Origin of the sequence: Vibrio sp. V09_P4A23P171 (assembly GCF_963875615.1) — a bacterium.
Taxonomy (GTDB): Bacteria; Pseudomonadota; Gammaproteobacteria; order Enterobacterales; family Vibrionaceae; genus Vibrio; species Vibrio anguillarum.
Genome location: NZ_CAWNMR010000008.1, coordinates 58,173 through 75,560, shown reverse-complemented (window position 1 = coordinate 75,560; position 17,388 = coordinate 58,173). Strand labels below are relative to the sequence as shown.

The 17,388-nt window shown below is 45.4% G+C and carries 17 protein-coding genes; 3 read left to right on the top strand and 14 right to left on the bottom strand.

The window, feature by feature from the left end:
* Positions 1-151 precede the first annotated feature (151 nt).
* Genes hemG through AACT23_RS03665 form a run of 3 tightly spaced genes read right to left on the bottom strand, consistent with a single transcriptional unit; the run spans position 152 to position 2,800 of the window.
* Positions 152-679: a menaquinone-dependent protoporphyrinogen IX dehydrogenase gene (gene hemG / locus AACT23_RS03675; RefSeq protein WP_094127397.1), complete on the bottom strand. Its 528-nt coding sequence runs from the start codon at positions 677-679 to the stop codon at positions 152-154.
* 9 nt (positions 680-688) lie between these two features.
* A complete protein-coding gene (locus tag AACT23_RS03670; protein WP_013855604.1) occupies positions 689-2,146 on the bottom strand; it encodes a TrkH family potassium uptake protein in 1,458 nt (485 codons plus the stop codon).
* Positions 2,147-2,176: 30 nt separating this feature from the next.
* Positions 2,177-2,800, bottom strand: a complete 624-nt coding sequence (locus tag AACT23_RS03665; protein ID WP_094127396.1) for a YigZ family protein — start codon at positions 2,798-2,800, stop codon at positions 2,177-2,179.
* 218 nt (positions 2,801-3,018) lie between these two features.
* Here AACT23_RS03665 and fadB point away from each other — a divergent pair, with 218 nt between their 5' ends.
* Positions 3,019-5,190 carry a fatty acid oxidation complex subunit alpha FadB gene (fadB, locus tag AACT23_RS03660; protein WP_094127394.1) on the top strand — a complete coding sequence of 724 codons (2,172 nt, stop codon included), beginning with the start codon at positions 3,019-3,021 and terminating at the stop codon, positions 5,188-5,190.
* Positions 5,191-5,204: 14 nt separating this feature from the next.
* A complete protein-coding gene (gene fadA / locus AACT23_RS03655) occupies positions 5,205-6,380 on the top strand; it encodes an acetyl-CoA C-acyltransferase FadA (protein WP_017046375.1) in 1,176 nt (391 codons plus the stop codon).
* Between the two features lie 66 nt (positions 6,381-6,446).
* On the opposite strand, the gene punR is transcribed toward fadA, so the two are convergent.
* The gene (gene punR / locus AACT23_RS03650; RefSeq protein ID WP_017046374.1) at positions 6,447-7,352 is read right to left on the bottom strand and encodes a DNA-binding transcriptional activator PunR; all 906 of its coding nucleotides are present in this window, start codon (positions 7,350-7,352) and stop codon (positions 6,447-6,449) included.
* A 148-nt stretch (positions 7,353-7,500) separates the two neighbouring features.
* On the opposite strand from punR, the gene punC reads away from it, so the two are divergent.
* Positions 7,501-8,706, top strand: coding sequence for a purine nucleoside transporter PunC (gene punC, locus AACT23_RS03645; RefSeq protein ID WP_026027660.1), 1,206 nt, complete (start codon positions 7,501-7,503; stop codon positions 8,704-8,706).
* A 62-nt stretch (positions 8,707-8,768) separates the two neighbouring features.
* Here the strand turns inward: punC and glmU are convergent, their stop codons facing one another.
* From glmU to AACT23_RS03595, 10 genes are all read right to left on the bottom strand, one after another.
* Positions 8,769-10,130, bottom strand: coding sequence for a bifunctional UDP-N-acetylglucosamine diphosphorylase/glucosamine-1-phosphate N-acetyltransferase GlmU (glmU, locus tag AACT23_RS03640; RefSeq protein ID WP_026029111.1), 1,362 nt, complete (start codon positions 10,128-10,130; stop codon positions 8,769-8,771).
* Between the two features lie 150 nt (positions 10,131-10,280).
* Positions 10,281-10,703, bottom strand: a complete 423-nt coding sequence (locus tag AACT23_RS03635; protein WP_013855597.1) for a F0F1 ATP synthase subunit epsilon — start codon at positions 10,701-10,703, stop codon at positions 10,281-10,283.
* 18 nt (positions 10,704-10,721) lie between these two features.
* Complete coding sequence (atpD, locus tag AACT23_RS03630; RefSeq protein WP_010319968.1) at positions 10,722-12,125, bottom strand: F0F1 ATP synthase subunit beta; 1,404 nt, start codon at positions 12,123-12,125, stop codon at positions 10,722-10,724.
* Between the two features lie 34 nt (positions 12,126-12,159).
* On the bottom strand, positions 12,160-13,026 hold the full coding sequence (atpG, locus tag AACT23_RS03625) for a F0F1 ATP synthase subunit gamma (protein ID WP_013855594.1): 867 nt from the start codon (positions 13,024-13,026) through the stop codon (positions 12,160-12,162).
* 63 nt (positions 13,027-13,089) lie between these two features.
* On the bottom strand, positions 13,090-14,631 hold the full coding sequence (atpA, locus tag AACT23_RS03620; protein WP_026027662.1) for a F0F1 ATP synthase subunit alpha: 1,542 nt from the start codon (positions 14,629-14,631) through the stop codon (positions 13,090-13,092).
* 13 nt (positions 14,632-14,644) lie between these two features.
* Positions 14,645-15,178: a F0F1 ATP synthase subunit delta gene (gene atpH / locus AACT23_RS03615; RefSeq protein ID WP_013855592.1), complete on the bottom strand. Its 534-nt coding sequence runs from the start codon at positions 15,176-15,178 to the stop codon at positions 14,645-14,647.
* A gap of 15 nt (positions 15,179-15,193) precedes the next feature.
* Complete coding sequence (gene atpF, locus AACT23_RS03610; RefSeq protein ID WP_013855591.1) at positions 15,194-15,664, bottom strand: F0F1 ATP synthase subunit B; 471 nt, start codon at positions 15,662-15,664, stop codon at positions 15,194-15,196.
* A gap of 76 nt (positions 15,665-15,740) precedes the next feature.
* Entirely contained in the window at positions 15,741-15,995 is a 255-nt protein-coding gene (atpE, locus tag AACT23_RS03605) for a F0F1 ATP synthase subunit C (protein ID WP_002540812.1), read from the bottom strand.
* Positions 15,996-16,052: 57 nt separating this feature from the next.
* Entirely contained in the window at positions 16,053-16,883 is an 831-nt protein-coding gene (atpB, locus tag AACT23_RS03600; protein WP_013855589.1) for a F0F1 ATP synthase subunit A, read from the bottom strand.
* A gap of 8 nt (positions 16,884-16,891) precedes the next feature.
* Positions 16,892-17,281: a F0F1 ATP synthase subunit I gene (locus AACT23_RS03595; protein ID WP_013855588.1), complete on the bottom strand. Its 390-nt coding sequence runs from the start codon at positions 17,279-17,281 to the stop codon at positions 16,892-16,894.
* Between the last annotated feature and the right edge of the window lie 107 nt (positions 17,282-17,388).

The window sequence follows — 17,388 nt, the reverse complement described above, 5'->3', positions numbered from 1 at the left end:
TTGGGCTTGAACCCTTACTGGCTGTGCCGTGTCAGTGAGGCGGCATTATAGAGATCGCCGTCACGTTGGCAACCCCTTTTTGCTGTTTTTTTTGATTTTCTATTTGTTCGAACAGAAAAAAGCCAAAAGACGCTAAAAATCGACTTTTTATTTACAATTTTTTAAAGTTATAACTAAAAAGAGATACTTTTTGCCAGTTTGTGTACTCAACTTCTTTTGAGGTGTCAGTTTCACCGCCAGTCAATGACATGATGAAACGAATCATCACCTTATCGAAAAAGTGATAACGTGGATAGTAAAGAGCACCAGCGAAAACTCCGATTAGCTTGGGTTGCCATGCTGATTTACTGAGAAAGGTTTTAATATAGACACTTCCTTCTGGAGTATCTTTACCCTGCGCTTCTTTTCTTGCAGTTAAGTTGACACAAAAGAACGCCGCTTTAGCGAGTGCTAATTGCTCGGCATGTTTTTCTATAAATTGATAAAGCTTTTTATTTAAATGTCCGTAGCGAATAGAAGCACCAATTAAGACTCGATCGTAAAGAGCTAAATCAATATCCTCAATTTGATGTAAATCGGCAAGTTCGCAATCAAACTCAGAAAGTTCCTCTTTTATATAGTTAAGAATTTTCTTGGTTTGACCTTCACGGGAAGAATAGAGAAAAAGAGCTTTTTGCACGAGATATCCTTAACTGCGCCAAAACGTAGGGGTAAGCAGTATTAATAGTGTAAAAATTTCTAAGCGACCAAAGAGCATCGAAACAACCAATACCCATTTTGCACTGTCATTAACATCCGCAAAGTGTACGGAGACTTGACCCAATCCAGGCCCTAAGTTATTCAATGTTGCAGCGACGGCAGAAAATGCACTCAGTTCATCCATCCCTGTTGCGATCAATGCCAACATACACGCCACGAAGACCAGTGCGTACGCTGAGAAAAATCCCCAAACCGCGTCAACAACTCGCTGTGAAAGAGCACTTCCGCCCACCTTAATCGTATACACGGCTCTTGGGTGAATAAGGCGTTTCATCTCACGAGCACCTTGTAAGGTAAGCAATAAGATACGGATCACTTTCATGCCACCGCCCGTAGAGCCAGCACACCCACCTATAAATGAAGAAAACAGCAATAATACAGGTAAGAATAACGGCCAATCTGCAAAACCTGTTGTGGTAAAGCCTGCCGTCGTCGAAATGGATACCGTTTGAAATAGCGCCTGATCAAAAGCGTCATAAAAAGAGTCGTAAGAATGGTGTTTGAGTAAAATCGAAAAGCAAACCGCAAACAAAATGACTTGTATAAGAGCGAAAGCTCTAAACTCTGGATCTTTAAGGTAATATTTTGGATGAACACCACCTGTCGCAAACGCCGCGTAATGGAGCGTAAAATTACAGGCTGAAATGAGCAAAAAAATAACCGTAATTAAATTGATTGCATAGCTATCAAAATACCCCATGCTTGCATCATGAGTCGAAAATCCACCAATAGCGATCGTAGAGAAGCTATGGCAAATCGCATCAAACAGGGTCATCCCCGCCGCCCAAAAAGCCGTTGCGCAAGCAATCGTTAAGCTTAAATAGATGTACCAAAGTGCTTTGGCAGTTTCGGCGATTCTTGGAGTAACTTTAGTATCTTTGACCGGGCCCGGGATCTCCGCCCGATATAACTGCATTCCCCCAATTCCCAATACTGGCAAAATGGCCACCGCTAGAACGATGATCCCCATCCCACCAAACCATTGTAAAAACTGCCGATAGAACAAAATCGCTTTAGGTAATTCATCTAACCCAACAATGACGGTTGCTCCGGTGGTGGTTAATGCTGAAAACGATTCAAAAAACGCATCCGTCACCGATACATTAGGGTTATCCGCTAACCAAAATGGTAATGAACCCGCACTACCGATAACCGTCCAAAACAGTACAACGATCAAAAAACCGTCTCTGGCTTTCAATTCATGTCGATAGCGGCGGTTTGGAAACCAAAAAAAACCGCCACACATCAACAATACAAAAAAGGTCGTGACAAAAGGTACACCTGCACCATCGCGGTACAGCAAAGCCACCAGCGCAGGGGCAAGCATCGAGACACTAAATAGCGCGAGCAAAAGCCCGACGATACGAATAATAGATCGAATTTGCATTGCTTTTTCTGAAGCGAAGCTTCTGACTTCCTAATTATTTTTTATGGCGGTCACTACAGCTTTTGCACCGCTTTTATTAATGATAGTTTGAGTAAAGGCATCAAGATGGCGCAATTCTATCTCAACAAGAAATTTAACCTGTTCTTTATAATCGGCTTCGACTTCGAATGCTTCATACTGCGCGATGATGGATTGAGCAATCGGCACAAAACCGTAGTCTAACGTTAGGGATAATTTTGTGGTGATTTTTTTCTCAATAGTTTGAAGCTGCTTGAGTGCTTGTTGTACTCCGCCACCATAAGCTTTAACTAACCCACCAGTGCCAAGACGAATCCCACCATAATAACGAGTGACGACGGCCGTTAACTCCCCGACACTCGATCCGGCTAGCTGCGCCAATATCGGTTTGCCCGCCGTCCCTGATGGCTCACCATCATCACTAAAACCCCACAACATCGAATCTTCCGGTCGTCCGGCAACAAAGCCCCAGCAGTTATGTCTGGCGTCGCTATGTTTTGTCTTTATTTGCGCAACGAAGGCTTTGGCAGCATCTACACTCGGAGTATGGGCCAAATAGGTAATAAAGAGGCTTTTTTTGATTTCCTCTTCAAATTGGGTGGGCAACGCTGGAATTAAATAAGGTTGTTCGTTCATGTGAAATCATAGATCGAGCGGATGGCAAGAGTGTAACACGTGCACTTAAAAAAGCAGCGCTGATCTCCATTCGCACTCAATGTTAAACAGTTGTTTAAAAAATGTATTGAAATTAAACAATCCTCAGGTCAAACTAAACCGACTGGTCAAACCAGAACCATTAATACAACAAAAACTCTCACACACGATCTTAAGGTTGTATGTCACGGAGATAGACAATGATTTACCAAGCCAACACCCTACAGGTAAAGGAATTACAAGATGGTATTGCGGAGTTGCGTTTCTGCTCCAAGGAGTCAGTGAACAAACTTGACCTTGCCACTCTTGAATCGCTCAACCATGCACTTGATGCCCTAAAAGCCCACCAAGGACTGAAAGGCCTTATTCTTACTTCCGATAAAGAATCTTTTATTGTCGGGGCTGATATCACTGAGTTTTTAGGTCTCTTTGCTAAACCTGCGCAAGAACTCGACCAATGGCTGCAATTTGCCAATAGCATTTTCAACAAACTAGAAGATCTACCCGTTCCGACACTAGCCGCTTTAACAGGGCACGCGCTAGGCGGTGGATGTGAGTGTGTACTCGCTACCGATTTCCGTATTGGTGACGCGACCACCAGCATAGGATTACCGGAAACAAAGCTTGGTATTATGCCGGGGTTCGGTGGCTGTGTGCGTCTGCCTCGTGTAATTGGTGCCGACAATGCTATGGAAGTGATCACTCAAGGCAAAGCATGTCGTGCTGAGGAAGCCCTTAAAATTGGACTGCTCGATGCGATTGTTGATAGTGACAAACTGCTTGAGTCAGCACTCAAAACCATCACATCGGCCATCAATGAAACCGTTGATTGGAAAATGCGTCGCCAGCAAAAAATGTCCGCGCTGACACTCAGCAAATTAGAAGCCATGATGAGCTTCACCATGGCCAAAGGCTTGGTTGCACAGCATGCCGGACCTCATTATCCAGCGCCAATAACCGCTGTTATTGCAATAGAAGAAGCCGCGCGCTGTAGCCGTGATGAAGCATTGGCCATTGAGCGTAGACACTTCGTTAAGCTCGCTCATTCTGAAGCGGCGAAATCCTTGGTCGGTTTATTCCTCAACGACCAATATATTAAAGCACTGGCAAAAAAAGCGGCTAAATCAGCCAATAAAGAAACCGGACGAGCGGCTGTACTTGGTGCGGGTATCATGGGCGGCGGCATTGCTTATCAATCGGCAGTAAAGGGCGTGCCTGTTTTGATGAAAGATATTGCTCAATCGTCCCTTAATTTAGGTATGACAGAGGCATCTAAGTTACTCAACAAGCAGCTAGAGCGCGGAAAAATTGATGGTTTTAAAATGGCAAGTGTGCTGGCATCGATTACGCCTAGCCTGCATTATGCGGGGATTGAGCAAGCGGATGTAATTGTTGAAGCTGTGGTTGAAAACCCGAAAATCAAAGCCGCGGTACTAAGTGAAGTCGAAGCCAATGTTGGTGAGGATGCGGTTATCACCTCGAACACCTCAACCATTCCAATCAACCTACTGGCCAAATCACTCAAACGTCCAGAAAACTTCTGTGGTATGCACTTTTTTAACCCAGTACATCGTATGCCATTGGTGGAAATTATTCGTGGTGAACACACTTCCGATGAAACCATCAATCGAGTTGTCGCTTACGCGGCCAAAATGGGTAAATCCCCCATCGTGGTCAATGACTGCCCTGGGTTCTTCGTAAACCGCGTACTTTTCCCTTACTTTGGTGGCTTTAGTTTATTACTGCGCGATGGCGCTGATTTCACTCAAATCGATAAAGTGATGGAGCGTAAGTTTGGTTGGCCAATGGGCCCTGCTTATCTTCTAGATGTGGTCGGTATTGATACCGCTCACCATGCACAAGCAGTAATGGCACAAGGTTTCCCCGAACGTATGGGTAAACAGGGCCGCGATGCTATTGATGCACTGTTTGACGCCAATAAATATGGCCAGAAAAATGGCAGCGGTTTCTATCAATACACTTTAGATAAGAAAGGCAAACCGAAGAAAACTTTCTCTGAAGAGGTTCTCACTGTTCTTAACGTAGAATGTGGTGATAAACGTACTTTTGATGATCAAACCATCATTGAGCGCATGATGATTCCGATGATCAATGAAGTGGCACTCTGTTTAGAAGAGAAGATCATCGCTTCACCCCAAGAAGCGGATATGGCGTTGGTGTACGGCTTGGGGTTCCCTCCTTTTAGAGGCGGCGTATTCCGCTATCTCGATAGTCTTGGCTTACAAAACTACGTTGCAATGGCAAGCCAATACCAAGCATTGGGCGCGATGTATCATGTACCTCAACTGCTGCTTGATATGGCAGAAAAAGGCGAGACCTTCTACGGTACTCAACAAGCAAGTTCTATCTAAGGAGAGATGTCCAAATGACTTCACATAAGAGAAATGTCGTAATTGTTGATTGCCTACGCACCCCGATGGGTCGTTCAAAAGGTGGGGCATTTCGTCATACTCGTGCGGAAGATTTATCTGCACATCTGATGAAAGGCATTTTAGCCCGTAATCCACAAGTCAACCCAAAAGAGATCGAAGATATCTACTGGGGTTGTGTGCAACAAACCTTAGAACAAGGCTTTAACGTCGCGCGTAATGCGGCACTGTTGGCTGGCTTGCCGATTGAAATTGGTGCCGTCACCGTTAACCGTTTATGTGGTTCATCAATGCAAGCACTGCATGATGCCACCCGCGCCATTATGGTTGGTGATGCTGAAATCTGCCTTGTGGGCGGCGTTGAGCATATGGGACACGTACCGATGAACCATGGCGTTGATTTCCATCCTGGCATGTCAAAAACCGTTGCCAAAGCTGCGGGGATGATGGGGTTAACGGCTGAGATGTTAGGTAAAATGCACGGCATTAGCCGTGAGCAACAAGATGCCTTTGCCGCTCGTTCGCATCAACGCGCTTACGCAGCAACCGTTGAAGGCCGCTTCAAAAATGAAATCCTCCCCACTGAAGCTCATGCCGAAGATGGTACTCTGTTCACGCTCGATTTTGATGAAGTGATCCGCCCGGAAACCACTGTTGAGGGGCTAGCACAGTTGCGTCCTGTTTTTGACCCAGCCAATGGTACTGTAACGGCAGGCACCTCATCGGCTCTGTCCGATGGCGCATCGGCGATGTTGATCATGAGCGAAGAGAAAGCCAATGCGCTTGGCTTAAAGATTCGTGCGCGTGTGAAATCAATGGCCGTCGCTGGTTGCGATCCTTCAATTATGGGTTACGGGCCAGTTCCGGCGACCCATAAAGCGCTACAGCGTGCAGGCCTCACCATGCAAGATATGGATGTGATTGAGTTAAACGAAGCGTTTGCAGCTCAATCTCTACCTTGCGCGAAAGATCTTGGTTTGCTCGATGTAGTGGATGAGAAGGTTAACCTAAACGGAGGGGCGATCGCGCTGGGTCATCCTCTCGGGTGTTCTGGCACGCGCATCTCAACCACATTGATTAACTTGATGGAAGCGAAAGACGCCAAATATGGTCTAGCAACGATGTGCATTGGTTTAGGCCAAGGCATTGCGACTATTTTTGAGCGCCCATAACCATTCTGTTTTTCTTCTCACTGAAGAGTCTTTTAAGAGCCAGCACTGCTGGCTCTTCTTATTAGGTTATTTAGCTTGAAGCCAATCACGATAAAGTTGATCGCTACTGCCCAGATAATTTACCATCCACTCGATCAATTTATGATTATCATCTTTGCGCCATACTAAACAGCATTGACTAAGCAGTTTATCAACGGTGAGAACCCGTTCAACCAACCCACCATCAACAATCAAAGGTTGTGCAATGTGTCTTGGCATGTAGCCAACACCGACTTCATTTTTTAAGCATTCAATCGCACTATACCAATTCGGTAAAAGTAAGCGCCGTTGCTGCGGGTAGTGATCCGTATGCCGCTTGGGTAATACACTTGACGTGTCATCCAAACAAATCGCCGGGAACTGACTGACAAAATCTTCGCTTAAATAGGGCTCTTGAGCACAAGGGTGATGAGGAGACATTACAAATGCCCAATCCAACACGCCCATGTCACGCACTTCAAAATCACCACCGACAGGAATCGCAGAGGTTGCACCAATCACAATGTCAGCTCGACCTTGCGCAATAGCTTCCCATGAGCCATTAAAGACTTCCATGTTGATTTGCAGCTCAGCAAACTCAAACGTGCGATAAAAATCTTCCACCAGCGGTTTCATTTTGTCGAGTTTGACCACGTTATCAAGCGTCAATTTTAGCGTTTTCTGCCAACCATGCGCCGCGCGTTTAGTTTGTGAACGAATCTCTTCCATCTGCCTAAGCAATTGGCGAGCCTCCACCATAAACAGCTCACCAGCGGGCGTCAGTTCCACCTTTCTAGGTAAACGGCGAAACAGCAGCACATCCAAATCTTGTTCGACTTGGCGAACGCCGTAGCTGATCGCTGACGGCACTTTATGCAAAACTTCCGCAGCGGCGGTAAAACTACCCAACCGTGCGACAGTATCAAGCATTTCTAATGAGGATTTAGAAAACATAAGCCTTCAATTTTTTTGATGAATAACCAACAAATTTAGCGTTTCATTTAATATTAAACGAAAAATAGAATAGATGAGTAGATAAATTAAGGTTGGCATAGATTAATGCTGGCCAAATATTGATTAATTTTTTTGAATGGTAATAAAAATGAAAGCATCAAAATTACAGTTGCTGTACTTAGCCGCGCTCTCTATGCTTGGCTTCATTGCCACAGACATGTACCTCCCTGCCTTTAAAGCAATGGAAATGGACTTTGCCACAGGGCCAGAGCAAATAGCCTTGTCTCTCACCGTTTTTCTGGTCGGTATGGCATTAGGTCAACTGGTGTGGGGCTTAGCTTCCGATAAATATGGTCACCGTAACACGCTGGCGGCAGGCCTTGTTCTATTCACGTTGGCATCATTTGGTTTAGCTTTTAGTGAACAGGTTTGGCAATTATTAGCGTTGCGCTTTGTGCAAGCTTTAGGGGTGTGTGCTCCCGCAGTGATCTGGCAAGCAATGGTAATTCAACGCTACCCAGCTAAAACAAGCCAGCAAATATTCGCCACCATTATGCCTTTGGTCGCGCTTTCACCCGCGCTTGCACCTCAATTAGGCGTCTTACTGGCCGATAACTTTGGTTGGCACAGTATTTTTGTGACATTGACATTGATGGGCGTTGCGCTTGTAGCCTGTACTTTTGCTCAAAAAAATGAACAATCACAACCCAAACAAACCTCAATTAAGCAAGATATCAAAGCTCTGCTCAGCACTAAAACCTACTTGGGTAATGTGATGATGTTTGCTTGCGCTTCTGCGGCCTTCTTTGCTTACTTGACTGGGATGCCAGAGATTATGGCACGCCTTGGTTATGCCGCTAAAGATATCGGTTTGAGTTTTATTCCTCAAACGATCGCTTTCATGGTTGGTGGCTACTTAGGTAAGGTGGGAGTGAATAAATTTGGTGACGAAAAAGTGCTCAAGCAGTTGATTGGCCTCTTCAGCGTTGCCACTTTATTAGTATTCATTGCATCACAGTGGCAACTGACCTCAATTTGGCCAATTTTGGCACCGTTTTGCTTAATAGCAGTTGCCAACGGAGCGCTTTACCCTATCGTGGTGAACCGCGCACTATCGAGTGCCAAACAAAGCCCAGCCACTGCAGCGGGTTTACAAAATAGCTTACAAATCTGCGTTAGTAGTTTAGCCAGCGCATTGGTCGCAACGTTGGCCAGCCAAGCACAAATGGTGACGGGTATTGCAATTATGATTTGTATGGGCGGGCTATGGATTGGTTATATCGTCTCGAACCGCGAACTTTCTCAACACTTCACCGCACCAGATAATGCACGCGTAGTCAGCGATGAAGAGTAAGTCTTTTAATAAGAACTGATAAAAAGCCGCTCATTATAAGCGGCTTTTTAATCGCTTATTTGTTAGCTACGCTTAACAGGACGCTTCCAACCATTGATTTTGCGCTCTTTCGCGCGAGTGATGACTAACTCACCTTCAGCAACGTTACTGCTTAGCGTAGTGCCAGCACCAATCGTTGCACCATTGGCGATCGTTACAGGAGCAATCAACTGGCTGTCTGAACCGACAAACACATCATCACCAATTGTGGTTTTGAATTTATTGACACCATCGTAATTACAAGTGATAACGCCAGCTCCGACATTAACACGCTGGCCAATTTCGGCATCACCAAGATAAGTTAAGTGATTGGCTTTCGAACCTTCACCCAAACGAGTATTTTTTACTTCCACGAAGTTACCCACGTGAGCATCATTACGCAGTTCAGCACCAGGACGTAAACGGGTAAAAGGCCCAACGGTACAGTTTTCTGCAACGGTTGCCCCTTCAATGACGCTGTATGGGCGAATCACTGTGTTGTCATCAATTTCGCAATCTTTAAGCACGCAACCCATGCCGATAATTACGTTATCACCCAAAGAGACATTTCCTTCGATGATGACGTTTGCATCAATCTCAACATCCATCCCACACTGTAATTCACCACGCAGATCAAAACGCGTAGGATCACGTAGCATTACACCTTGTTCTAATAGCTTTTTCGCTTGTGTTGCTTGGTAAGCACGCTCTAAACGAGCCAGTTGAGCGCGATCATTTACCCCTTCCACTTCAATAGAGCTGGCAGGATGAACAGCCTCAACTGCGCGGCCTTCATTGTGCGCGGCAGCGATAACATCTGTCAGATAATATTCGCCTTGTGCGTTCTCATTACTTAAGCCTGACAACCAGCGCTTGAGATCGCGCCCCGTTGCCACCATCACGCCCGTATTGATCTCTTTAATTAACTTTTGCTCATCAGTGGCATCTTTTTGTTCAACAATTGCCACCACAGGGCCATGCTTACGCACGATACGGCCATAACCGGTTGGGTTATCCAGTACCACAGTCAGCAAGGCTATTCCATCATTAGGCTGTGCATCTAACAAGCTTTCCACGGTTTCTTCCGAGATCAATGGAACATCACCGTACAACACGAGGATCTTCTCATCGTCTTGGAAATGAGGCGAGGCTTGATCAACGGCATGGCCAGTTCCTAATTGATCCGCTTGCAGCACCCAGTTAACCGACTCTTCGGCAAGCGCTTGCTGCATTTGCTCACCACCATGACCATAAACCAAGTGGATATTTTGGGCACCTAAGCTATTGCACGTATCAATTACGTGTTTCACCATTGGCTTACCCGCCAGTGTGTGCAGCACTTTAGGCATATTAGAATACATTCGAGTACCTTTACCTGCTGCGAGGATCACTGCGCTAAATTTCATTGACAACCTATTGACGTTAAAAAAGTTAAGCCGCATTTTAGCGGTAATTAAAGAGATAGTTAATTTAACTAAATAATTTTCTGTTAAAAAATAAGCAAAAAGGCGACCTATAGGTCGCCTTTTTACATCACGTCTTAATTATAAAACACATTAACGACGTTTTTTGGTCAGCTCGATAACTCGTAACTGAGCCATGGCTTTAGCCAGTTCACTGGCCGCTTGTGCGAAGTTCATATCGCCATGCTGATTTGAAATATTCTCTTCAGCTTTGCGTTTGGCTTCTTCTGCCTTAGCTGCGTCTAGTTCTTCACCACGAATTGCCGTATCAGCCAGTACTGTAGCAGTACCCGGTTGCACTTCGACAATACCACCCGAAACATAAATAATTTCTTCGTGGCCGTGTAGCTTAACGATACGCACCATACCAGGCTTAATAGCGGTCAGCAGCGGTGTGTGACCATGGAAAATTCCCAGTTCACCTTCGCTACCGGTCACCTGAAACGTTTCGACTTGGCCAGAGAAGATTTTCTTCTCTGCACTGACGACGTCTAGGTGAAAGGTTATTGCTGCCATATCGCCTCCTAGTTAGCCTTATAGCTTCTTAGCATTCTCAATCGCATCGTCGATAGTACCGCAGTACATAAACGCTTGCTCTGGAATGTCATCGTATTCACCAGATAGAAGACCTTTGAAGCCACGTAGCGTCTCTTTTAGAGGTACGTAAACACCAGGGTCACCTGTAAATACTTCAGCTACGTGATAAGGCTGAGTTAGAAAACGTTCAATCTTACGTGCACGTGATACAACTTGCTTATCCGATTCAGACAACTCGTCCATACCCAAGATCGCAATGATGTCTTTCAGCTCTTTGTAGCGCTGAAGCGTCTGCTGAACGCCACGAGCGATGTCGTAGTGCTCTTGACCTACGACGAGTGGGTCTAGCTGACGAGACGTTGAATCGAGTGGGTCGATCGCTGGGTATAGGCCCATTGCTGCGATGTTACGGTTAAGTACAACCGTTGCATCCAAGTGCGCGAACGTTGTGGCTGGAGACGGGTCCGTCAAGTCATCTGCTGGTACATATACCGCCTGTACAGACGTGATAGAACCTTGCTTAGTTGACGTAATACGCTCCTGAAGCACACCCATTTCTTCTGCAAGAGTAGGTTGGTAACCTACCGCTGAAGGCATACGACCTAGCAGTGCTGATACTTCCGTACCGGCAAGCGTGTAACGGTAGATGTTATCGATGAACAGAAGTACGTCACGACCTTCGTCACGGAAACGTTCTGCCATTGTCAAACCCGTCAGTGCAACACGTAGACGGTTGCCTGGTGGCTCGTTCATCTGTCCGTAAACCATCGCTACTTTTGATTTTTCAGGCTCTTCGATGTTTACAACACCGGCTTCCTGCATCTCATAGTAGAAATCGTTACCTTCACGAGTACGTTCACCAACACCCGCAAATACTGAAAGACCTGAGTGTTGCAGTGCGATGTTGTTGATAAGTTCCATCATGTTAACGGTCTTACCTACACCTGCACCACCAAATAGACCGATTTTACCACCCTTAGAGAATGGACAAACCAAATCGATTACTTTTACACCGGTTTCAAGAAGAGCAGTTTCGTTTGATTGCTCTTCATAGCTTGGAGCTGGACGGTGGATAGAGTAAAGCTCTTCCGCACCGATTTCACCACGCTCATCAATCGCATCACCAAGCACGTTCATGATACGACCTAAAGTCTTAATACCGACTGGTACTGAAATTGGAGCGCCAGTATTTTCAACTACCAAACCACGACGTAAACCATCAGAGCTACCCATTACGATTGCGCGAATCACGCCACCGCCAAGCTGCTGTTGAACTTCAAGAACGAGACGTTCTTTTGAATCCACAACATTCAGAGCATCGTAAACACTTGGTACTTCGCCCTGTGGGAACTCTACGTCGACTACCGCACCGATGATCTGTACGATCTTACCTGTAGCCATCGTTAATCCTCTAAACTGTTTGTTTTACCTAAGCTTAAACCGCTGCTGCACCAGAAACGATTTCCGATAGTTCTTGTGTAATCGCCGCCTGACGGGCTTTGTTATACACAAGCTGTAAATCATCAATCAAGTTGCTTGCGTTATCGGTAGCTGCTTTCATCGCAATCATTCGAGCAGCTTGCTCACAAGCAAGATTCTCAACCACACCCTGATAAACCTGAGACTCTACATAACGCAGCAATAGTGCATCGAGTAGAGGCTTTGGTTCAGGCTCATAGATGTAATCCCAAGAATGTTCGCGTTTCATCTCTTCGCTATTCGATCTAGGCAAAGGTAGTAATTGATCGATCGTTGGTTCTTGAACCATAGTATTCACAAATTTGTTGAACACTACGTATAGGCGATCCAACTCACCTGCATCATATTTCTTCAGCATAACACCAACGGAACCGATCAAATCTTCCAAGGTTGGGCTATCGCCCAAACCAGAGACTTGAGCAGCGACTTTAGCGCCACTGTTTCTAAAGAAAGCCGTTGCCTTTGAGCCCACAATTGCCAGCTCAACCTCAGCACCTTTCTCCGACCAATCTTTCATGTCATGTAGAGCTTTTTTGAACAAGTTCACGTTCAAACCACCACACAAACCACGGTCTGTTGAAATAATGATGTAACCAACACGTTTGGCTTCGCGCTCTTCTAGATAAGGATGACGATATTCTAGATTTGCACTCGCCACATGACCGATCACTTTACGCATTGTTTCAGCGTATGGACGAGAAGCTTCCATGCCGTCTTGCGAACGACGCATTTTTGAAGCTGCTACCATTTCCATCGCTTTCGTAATTTTCTGCGTGCTTTTAACACTACCGATTTTATTACGTATCTCTTTTGCGCCGGCCATCGTTTTACTCTCTTTTAAGGTAATCCGTTATTGGTCAGTGGTGACCCTAGGGTCACCCACCAATTACCAGGTCTGGGTTGCCTTGAAATCGTCAACCAGTTTCTTGAACTGAGCTTCGATTTCATCGTTATAAGCACCCGATTTGTCGATATCTTTTACAAGATCAACATATTGACCACGAGCATACGACAGTAGAGCAGATTCAAAATCAGCCAGTTTATTCAACGCAACATCATTTAAATAACCACGCTCTGCCGCAAAGATAACCAACGCTTGGTCAAACACAGACATCGGAGCATATTGTTTCTGCTTCATCAGCTCTGTTACTTTCTGACCATGGTTTAGCTGTCTCTTCGTCGCTTCATCAAGATCTGACGAGAACTGAGCAAATGCAGCAAGTTCACGGTACTGTGCAAGCGCGGTACGGATACCACCTGACAGTTTCTTGATGATTTTCGTCTGAGCGGCACCACCTACACGAGATACTGAAATACCAGGGTCAACGGCTGGGCGAACACCCGCGTTGAATAGTTCAGTTTGTAGGAAGATCTGACCATCGGTAATCGAGATTACGTTAGTCGGTACGAATGCTGAAACGTCACCCGCTTGTGTTTCAATGATAGGTAGCGCGGTTAAAGAACCGGTTTTACCTTTCACTTCACCCTTAGTGAAACGTTCTACATACTCTTCGCTGACACGAGCAGCACGCTCAAGTAGACGAGAGTGGAGATAGAAAACGTCACCTGGGAATGCTTCACGGCCTGGTGGGCGTTTGAGTAGTAGTGAGATCTGACGGTAAGCAACCGCTTGTTTAGATAAGTCATCATAAACAATAAGTGCATCTTCACCGCGATCGCGGAAGTATTCACCCATTGCACAACCTGCATATGGCGCAAGGTATTGCAATGCCGCGGATTCAGAAGCCGATGCAACAACCACAACTGTGTTTGCAAGCGCGCCGTGCTCTTCTAATTTGCGTACTACGTTAGCGATAGTTGAGGCTTTTTGGCCAATCGCAACATAGATAGAGTAAATACCTGAATCTTTTTGGTTAATAATTGCGTCGATCGCCATTGCTGTTTTACCAGTTTGACGGTCACCGATGATAAGTTCACGTTGGCCACGACCGATTGGGATCATAGAGTCAACTGACTTATAGCCGGTTTGTACTGGTTGATCGACTGATTTACGGTCGATTACACCAGGTGCAATCATTTCAACAGGTGAAGACAATTTCGCTTCGATAGGACCTTTACCATCGATAGGCTGACCGAGTGTATTCACTACGCGACCTAACAATTCAGGACCAACTGGCACTTCAAGAATACGACCAGAACCTGTTACTTTCATGCCTTCCTTAAGGTCAGCATATGGGCCCATGACAACCGCACCAACCGAGTCACGCTCAAGGTTAAGTGCAAGTGCATAACGGCCACTCGGTAATTCAATCATTTCACCTTGCATCACGTCCGCTAGGCCGTGAATGCGAATGATACCATCGCTTACCGATACGATAGTACCTTCATTGCGAGCTTCACTAACAACGTCGAAAGATTCGATACGTTGTTTAATTAGATCGCTAATTTCCGTGGAATTAAGTTGCATGCTCCAATCCCCATCAAGACTGTAATGCATCGCTCAGGCGGTTTAAACGACCGCGGGCTGAGTTATCGATGACAAGGTCTCCGGCTCGAATTATAACCCCACCAAGTAGGGTCTCATCTATACTGCAATTCAGCTGAACTTTGCGTTCAAGACGCTGCTCAAGTTTGGTGCTGATATTGACAAGCTGTTCATCAGAAAGCTCAGTTGCTGAAATCACTTCAACATCCATCTGCTTCTCATGCTCTTGTTTCAGAGCAAAGAACTGTTCACTAACATCAGGAAGAGCCTTTAATCGGCCATTCTCAGCCATCACCTTTAACAGGTTCTGGCCATAAACATCAAACTGTTCGCCACAAATTGCGATGAAAATTTCCGCTAATTTCTCAGCCGAAACAGAGCCCGTTAGTAGCTCTTTCATTTGCTCGTTCTTTGCGACCTCGGCAGCAAAAGCTAACATCTGACCCCATTGGTCAAGTTGCTTTTTCTCTACCGCAAAATCGAATGCTGCTTTAGCATAGGGGCGTGCAATTGTAGTCAAATCAGACATAAAGCGCCCCCATCCTTAAAGTCTTGCAGTAATGTTGTCGAGAATATCTTTGTGCGCATCTTTATCGATAGAACGCTCAAGGATTTTCTCAGCACCAGCTACAGCCAGAGTTGCAACTTGTTTACGCAGCTCATCGCGGGCACGGTTACGTTCAGATTCAAGTTCAGCTTCCGCTTGAGCAAGGATTTTCTGGCGTTCTGCCTGAGCTTCCTCACGTGCTTCGTCTAAAATTTGAGCTTTACGTTTATTTGCCTGTTCGATGACCTCAGTTGCAGTGCGCTTCGCTTCTTTCATTTGTTCAGAAGCGTTGGCTTGTGCTAGATCCAAGTTTTTAGCAGCACGCTCAGCGGCTGAAAGACCGTCAGCAATTTTCTTCTGACGCTCTTCGATCGCATTCATGATTGGCGGCCATACATATTTCATGCAGAACCACACAAACAGTGCAAACGCGATTGCTTGACCTAGCAGAGTTGCGTTCATATTCACAACAGCTACCCCTCTATTTGTTCACCAACGAAAAGTATTAATCAACGACAAATCATCAATTTGTGTGATCGGTTGATTAACCTAGTTGACCAACAAATGGGTTCGCGAAAGTGAATAGAAGCGCAATTACGATACCGATCATAGGAACCGCATCAAGTAGACCCGCGATGATGAACATCTTAACTTGTAGCATAGGAGCCATTTCTGGTTGACGAGCAGCACCTTCAAGGAATTTACCGCCTAGAAGTGCGAAACCAATCGCTGTACCAAGAGAAGCAAGACCGACGATAATACCTACGGCGATTGCAGAAAAGCTCAGTAAAGTTTCCATTACTATCTCCAATTTATAGTTGTTGGCTTATGTGCCCAAATAAAAAGCTTTAAAAAATTAATGATCACTATCTTCGTGTGCCATTGATAGATAAACAATAGTCAGCATCATGAACACGAAAGATTGAATCAGAATTACCAGAATATGGAAAATCGCCCACGGTAGTGAACCCATCCATTGTAGCCACCATGGTAGCATCGCTGCGATAAGAATAAATACCACCTCACCTGCGAACATGTTACCGAATAGACGCATACCGAGTGAGAGAGGTTTCGCAAGTAACGATACCACTTCAATAAGTAGGTTAAACGGAATCATGGTCCAGTGATTGAATGGATGTAGAGCTAATTCTTTCGCAAAACCACCTAGGCCTTTCACTTTGATGCTGTAGTAAATCATCAGAGCAAATACGCCTAGAGCCATAGCCATGGTGATATTCACATCAGCTGACGGAACCACTTTTAGATAAGGGATACCAAGCCAATGTTGTGCTGGATACGGTAAGAAATCGATGGGCACTAAGTCCATGATGTTCATTAACAATACCCAACAAAAGATAGTCAGTGCCAGCGGTGCTATAAGTGGATTGCGTCCATGAAAGGTGTCTTTGACGTTTTGATCGACAAATTCTACCAATATTTCAACAAAACACTGCAGCTTACCGGGTACACCCGCTGTTGCTTTCTTTGCTACAGAGCGAAATATCCATAGGAATATTAAGCCAGTAAACAAGGAAAAAAACAGGCTATCGATATGTACGTTCCAGAAACTCGTCTCACTAATTGACAGCCCCAAATCATAATGCTCAGAAATCTTCGCAAGAGAGAGGTTCGTCAAGTGGTGTTCAATGTATCCGGACGATGTTAGCGCTTCACCTGGCGCAGCCATAACTCATCCTATTTTTTGTTGTTAATGAATAGCACTGGCGCACAGATATTAATACCTAGAGCCAGCAAATAGGTTAGTTTGAGGGGAACGAGTTCCACCTGCATATACATGTAGGCAACACAGAACAGTGCAACTGTGATGAGGATCTTGAGTACTTCGCCAGTGTAGAAAGAGGCCGCGACTTGCTTCGCAGCACGAGCTCCACTAAACATAAAAGCACACAGCGCAAAAACCGCATTGGCAATGACAAAGATGCCACCCCCAATCAGCGCAGAAAAGCCCCATTCAGCATTTACAGCTACCGCCATCCCTGCCGCCACAAAAATAACCGCGCCAGACTGGATCATTAACAATCGCTTAGCAAGCTCTCGTCCTGGTCTAGCCAACGCAGCTACCATGTATTCGTACCTCTAGTAATATCCTCAGCTCATCTACAACATAGGGCTGGGAAATTGGCGAAAATTATACGGTGAGTCGAACTGATTGCAATTGAAAGACAGCAAAA